We start from the raw sequence: 5,012 nt of genomic DNA, 5'->3' as shown, positions 1-5,012 counted from the left end.
CACCGTGATCGCCGCCACGGTGGACCCGGCGGTCAGGGCCACTTCACCTCGGAGAGGTGTTCCTCCACGCGGAGGATGTCGGCGTCGGTCAGGGCGAAGCACGCGCGGACGTAGGGATAAGGGGCCGCCCCGAGATGGAACGCGTCGGCCGGGATGGTGGCGATGCCGGCGGCACTCAGGATCGTCTCCGCGACCTCGCCGCTGTCGCCGCCCAGCGGAGTCCCGTCCACCAGGAGGTAGTAGGCGCCTTCCGGGTCGTTGGTCGCGAGGCCCGCGTCACGGAACGCCGCGGCGATCCGGTCGCGCTTGCGGCGGTAGTCCTGGCGCGTCCGCGCGTAGAAGGAGTCCGGCAGGGTGAACGCCCGTGCGGCGATCTGCTGCAGCGGGGTGGGGGCGCACACCGAGAGCGCGTCGGCGGCGATGCGCAACGGCGCGATCAGCTCCGGGGGTCCGGCGGCGTAGCCGAGCCGCCATCCGGGGATGCTGTAAGTCTTGGAGAGGCCGGAGACCGTGATCGTGCGGTCGCGCAGCAGGTCGAACGACGCCGGCGAGCGGTGCGGTTCGTCCCCGTAGTAGAGGTGCTCGTAGATCTCGTCGGTGATCACCAGCAGGTCCCGGTCCGCTGCGAAGCGCGCCACCTCCTCGATCTCGTCCGGTGGCATCCGGTGGCCCGACGGATTGCCGGGTGTGCACAGCACGATCGCCCTGGTGCGGTCCGTCGTGGCCGCCTCCAGGGCCGCCCTGTCGATCCGGAACCCGGGGGCGTCCGTCCTGACCGGCTGGGGAACGACCCCGTGGATCTCCGCCACGGTGCGGTGGTAGCCGTAGAAGGGTTCGGGCAGGAGCAGGCCGTCTCCCGGGTCGAGGTGGGCCAGTACCGCCGCGTTGTACGCGCCGGTGGCGCCGATGGTGGCCACCACCCCGTGCTCCGGGTCGACGTGGACTCCGTTGTACTCCGCCAGCTTCCGCGCGACGGCCTGCCGGAGGACGGCGTCTCCGTGGGCGGGGCTGTAGGAGTGGTCGGCGGACGCGAAGTGTGCGGTCGCGTGGTCGAGCAGGTCGTCCGGGGGCGGCGTGCGGGACAGGCCCTGGCCGAGGTTGATGCCGCCGACGGCGACGCACCGCTCGGTCATGGCCCTGATGGTCGACTGCCGGAACCCGTCGAGCCTCCGCGCGTGCGGCTTCATCGGTGCCTCCTCCCGTGTTCGGGCCGGTCGTGGGATCGGTGGGTGTTCACCCGGTGGGTGTTCATGCGCTGACTGTTCATGCGGTGACTGTTCATGCGGCGGTCCATCCACCGTCCGCCTCGATGACGGCTCCGTGGACGTAGCTGGACGCCTCCGAGGCCAGGTAGAGCACGGTCCCGACGAGTTCCTCGGGCCTGCCCCAACGGCCGGCGGGTACCCGGGTGAGCAGGCCCGCACTGCGCTGCGCGTCCGTGCGCAGACCGGCGGTCAGGTCCGTCTCGAAGTAGCCGGCGGCGATCGCGTTCACGTGGACGCCCCGCCCGGCCCACTCCGCCGCACAGGAGCGGGTGAGCTGTACCAGCGCGCCCTTGCTCGCCGCGTAGGCGACGACGTTGCGGCCACCGCTGTGGGCCAGGACCGATGCGATGTTGACGATCTTTCCGCTGCCCTGCCGGAGCATGGCCCTCCCGGCGGCGCGTGACACGAGGAACGCGCCGGTCAGGTTGGTGTCGATGACGCGCTGCCAGGTCTCGGCCGGGTAGTCCTCGGCCGGGAACCTGTCGATGATGCCGGCGTTGTTGACGACGATGTCGAGTCCGCCGTGTTCGCGCACCGCACGGGAGAGGACGTCCTCGACCTCTGCCTCCCGCGTCACGTCCAGCCCGACACCGACCGCGGATCCTCCGTCGACGGCCAGTTTGCCGGCGACCGCGTCTGCTGCTTCGCTGCTGCGCCCGGCGACGATCACTCTGGCACCGGCGCGGGCCAGGCCGGCCGCGATGGCCTGGCCCAGCCCGCGGGTGGCCCCAGTGATCAGGGCCACCTTGCCTGTGACGTCGAACAGGTGCAGCGGACTGGTGTCATCCATGTCCGCCACCACAGTCCTCTCCGTTCTCTCCGTCCGGGTGTTACGCCGTCAGCTCGGACTCGATGGTGGTGCTGTGGTACCAGGGGTTTCCGGCGGATTCGGAGATGAGGTCGCGCGACCGCGTCTCGTGGTGCCGGCCGAGGCGGAGTGCCGCGTGCTGCACCACGTTGAGGGCGGTGAAGTACTTCCGGAGGAAGTCCCCCTCCGAAAGGTGCACCCGGGAGAACCGGATGTTCCGGTTCTCCGGTCGGTCGTCGGTCAGCAGACGCTGCAGGTTCTCACCCTTGGCGAGGGTGTACTCGTCGTCGTCCGCGTCGGAGAACCAGACCGTGCTGTGCTTCCGCACCGGGTCGGAAAGCGTGGCCACCTCGCTGTGGCAGAATTCGTGGAAGTAGTTCCGGGCGGTCGGAACCATGGCCATCTCGTTGAAGTGCATCTTGGCCAGCTTGAGCAGGCTCTCGTGCCATTTCGGGGACGCGATCATGATGATGTTCGCGTCCTCGCTCGCGTCGGCGATCCGACGGGCGGCCTCGCGGCCGTTCTCCTCGAAATCCGCCTCGAGCAGGCCCGCCAATTCGCCCAGCCGGGCGTGGTGGTCGTCGCTCAGCACCCCGAATTCGTGGAACATGTCCATCAGGATGGCGAAGTACTGCGAGACGTGGAAGAGGGGGTACTCGCGGTCCGGTTCGCGCAGCCGCCAGTAGGCGATGGAGGCGCCGTCCGCCCGCCCGAGCTCGGCCAGTTTGCCGCCGGAGGTGAGCAGGAGCACCTGGTCCCGGACGGCGCGAAGCCGCTGGTAGGCGAGGACCGGCTCCTGCGAGTGCCCGCTGTACGAGCTGATGATGTACAGGGTCGCCTCGTCCTCGAGGACCGAGGGAGCGGCCAGGAAGCGGAAGTCGTAGTCGTTCACGACGTGCACTTCGAGGGGCAGGCCGATCTCCGTGAAGTAGCCGCGGACGATATCCGAGACGATGGCCGAGCAGCCCATTCCGGTGAAGACGATGCGCTTGAACCTCCCTTCGGAGAGACGCTTTCGAAGGTCCGGGGTGACGTCGTCGAGCGAGTACTCGTCGGGCTTCGTCAGGCCGGCCCGGTACTCCTTCTCGATGAATTCCTCGTAGCGGTCGAGTCGGGACTTCATGCGATCTCACTCCATCACGGTCGCGTGCGGGTCGAAGAAGTCGTGCGACTCCGGATACCGAACTCCGGAGACCCGGGTTGCTTCGGGTGATTCGACTCTAACAAGCACGGAAGGCCTCGTGGCATTCACATCGGTAAGTCTGCGAATCGACCAGGGACCGCATGGTCCGATTTCGCCGGTCTCACATGCTGAGAGGGTTTCTGACGGAATATGAGAACGGCGGCGGCAGTCGAACGGACAAGTCCCCTGAATGCAGACGACCGCCACGCTTCGGGACACGGAGGAACCGGCCGTTCTCACCAACTTGCCCAAAACCCTTCTCAACCGCGCCATGATTGGTGTATGACTGCGCAGCTACTGACGTTCGTACTCGCTTCTCTTCTGATCATCGTTGTTCCGGGCCCCGACCTGGTGCTCCTGCTGCGGAACGCGGCACGGGGCGGCCGCCGGGGCGCGGCCGCGACCGCGATGGGCATCATGCTCGGCAACGCGGTCCTCGCCGGCGCGGCCGTCGCGGGCCTGACCGCGCTGCTCACGGGCTCCGAAGTGCTCTACACCGCCGTGCGGATCGCCGGCGCCCTGTACCTCGCCTACCTGGGCATCCGGTCCCTGATCGACTTCATCCGCCTCGGCCGACGCGAGGACGGAGCTGACGACGCGACGGCCGCGCAGCCCGCCGGTCACGGCCGCGGAGGCGGTGGCGGGGCGCCGGACAGCGGGGCGGACTTCCGCCAGGGCCTGCTGAGCAATCTGCTCAACCCGAAGGTCGCCGCCTTCTACCTCTCCCTCTTCCCGCAGTTCCAGCTGCCCGGCATGTCCGAGCTCTCCCAGCACGTGCTCCTGGCCGGGCTGTTCTGGCTGCTGGCCCTGGCCTGGTACGTCGTGGTGGTCGCGGTCCTGGGCGCGATCCAGCGCGTCCTGCTGCGGCGCAAGGTGCAACGGGGGCTGTCGGGGGTGGCCGGGGTGGCGCTGCTCGGGCTCGGGGCGGCGGTGGGGGCCCGTCAGTAGCGCGTTCCCGACTCCTCCGAGGCGACGGGGGCGGCCCCGGCGGGGGCCGCTCCGGTCGCCTCTGCGGCGCGGTCGGTGAGTCCGGTGACGCGCAGGGTGATGTTGAGGCGGCCCCGGGCGGGGCCGACGGCGGGGTCGCCGGTACCGGGGAAGATCTTCGGCACGGCGTGGTACGCGAGGCGGGAGGGGCCGCCGAAGACGAGCAGGTCCCCGGAGGCGAGGGTCAGGTCGGTCCAGGGCCGGTTGCGGGTACGGGTGTTGCCGAAGCGGAAGAGGCAGGTGTCGCCGATGCTGAGGGAGACCACCGGGGCGAGCGAGCGCTCGTCCTTGTCCTGGTGCATGCCGAGCCGGGCGTCGGCGTCGTAGAAGTTGACCAGCGCGGCGTCGGGTTCGTAGCCGGCGCCCTGGCCGGGGTCCTGGTAGGCGTCGGCCACCGCCCGGCGGCCGAGGTCGGCGAGCCAGTCGGGGAGGCGGGCGACGCGGCGGCCGTTCACGTCGTCGGCGGTGCGGGTGTAGGCGTAGGGCTGCCAGTGCCAGCCCAGGCACACGGTCTGTACGGACATGACGCCGCCGCGCGGCAGCCGGGTGTGCCGGATCGGGACGGGCCCGGTGGCCCAGGCGCGGCAGGCGGCGACGAGGTCGCGCTGCCGGTCGGGGGTGAGCCAGCCGGGCAGGTGGACGGCTCCCGGCGCGATCTCGCGGCGCTCGTAGCCGGCGGGCGGCGGGCCGAACAGGGCGGGGGTGGTGGTCACGTGGCGGCGCCCGGGGTGGCAGGCGGGAAGGAGTCGGTCCAGCCGGAGGCGATGCG

The 5,012-nt window shown here is 70.2% G+C and carries 5 protein-coding genes; 1 reads left to right on the top strand and 4 read right to left on the bottom strand.

Features of this window, described 5'->3' with window-relative positions:
- Positions 1-32: 32 nt before the first annotated feature.
- The 3 genes from AE652_RS35060 to AE652_RS35050 form a co-directional block, all read right to left on the bottom strand.
- Positions 33-1,187, bottom strand: a complete 1,155-nt coding sequence (locus AE652_RS35060) for a pyridoxal phosphate-dependent aminotransferase (RefSeq protein WP_049659032.1) — start codon at positions 1,185-1,187, stop codon at positions 33-35.
- A 91-nt stretch (positions 1,188-1,278) separates the two neighbouring features.
- Positions 1,279-2,055, bottom strand: coding sequence for an SDR family NAD(P)-dependent oxidoreductase (locus AE652_RS35055; RefSeq protein WP_049659034.1), 777 nt, complete (start codon positions 2,053-2,055; stop codon positions 1,279-1,281).
- 40 nt (positions 2,056-2,095) lie between these two features.
- Positions 2,096-3,196, bottom strand: a complete 1,101-nt coding sequence (locus tag AE652_RS35050) for an SIS domain-containing protein (RefSeq protein WP_049659031.1) — start codon at positions 3,194-3,196, stop codon at positions 2,096-2,098.
- Positions 3,197-3,538: 342 nt separating this feature from the next.
- Between AE652_RS35050 and AE652_RS35045 the strand changes: the two genes are divergently transcribed.
- Positions 3,539-4,204 (top strand): LysE family translocator, encoded by a 666-nt coding sequence (locus AE652_RS35045; RefSeq protein ID WP_063780371.1) that lies wholly within the window; start codon positions 3,539-3,541, stop codon positions 4,202-4,204.
- Here the strand turns inward: AE652_RS35045 and AE652_RS35040 are convergent.
- Positions 4,198-4,956: an alpha-ketoglutarate-dependent dioxygenase AlkB gene (locus AE652_RS35040; protein ID WP_369808356.1), complete on the bottom strand. Its 759-nt coding sequence runs from the start codon at positions 4,954-4,956 to the stop codon at positions 4,198-4,200. The genes AE652_RS35045 and AE652_RS35040 overlap by 7 nt on opposite strands.
- Positions 4,957-5,012: the final 56 nt, after the last annotated feature.

It is taken from the genome of Kitasatospora sp. MY 5-36 (assembly GCF_001182915.1).
GTDB lineage: Bacteria > Actinomycetota > Actinomycetes > Streptomycetales > Streptomycetaceae > Kitasatospora.
Note: the sequence above shows the minus strand (reverse complement) of the source record. Positions and strands in the feature narration are given on the sequence as shown.

Bases quoted from the DNA above. Each gene is read 5' to 3' on its own strand.
- AE652_RS35060 (WP_049659032.1), bottom strand. From the start codon at position 1,187: ATGAAGCCGCACGCGCGGAGGCTCGACGGGTTCCGGCAGTCGACCATC.
- AE652_RS35045 (WP_063780371.1), top strand. From the start codon at position 3,539: ATGACTGCGCAGCTACTGACGTTCGTACTCGCTTCTCTTCTGATCATC.
- AE652_RS35055 (WP_049659034.1), bottom strand. From the start codon at position 2,055: ATGGATGACACCAGTCCGCTGCACCTGTTCGACGTCACAGGCAAGGTG.
- AE652_RS35050 (WP_049659031.1), bottom strand. From the start codon at position 3,196: ATGAAGTCCCGACTCGACCGCTACGAGGAATTCATCGAGAAGGAGTAC.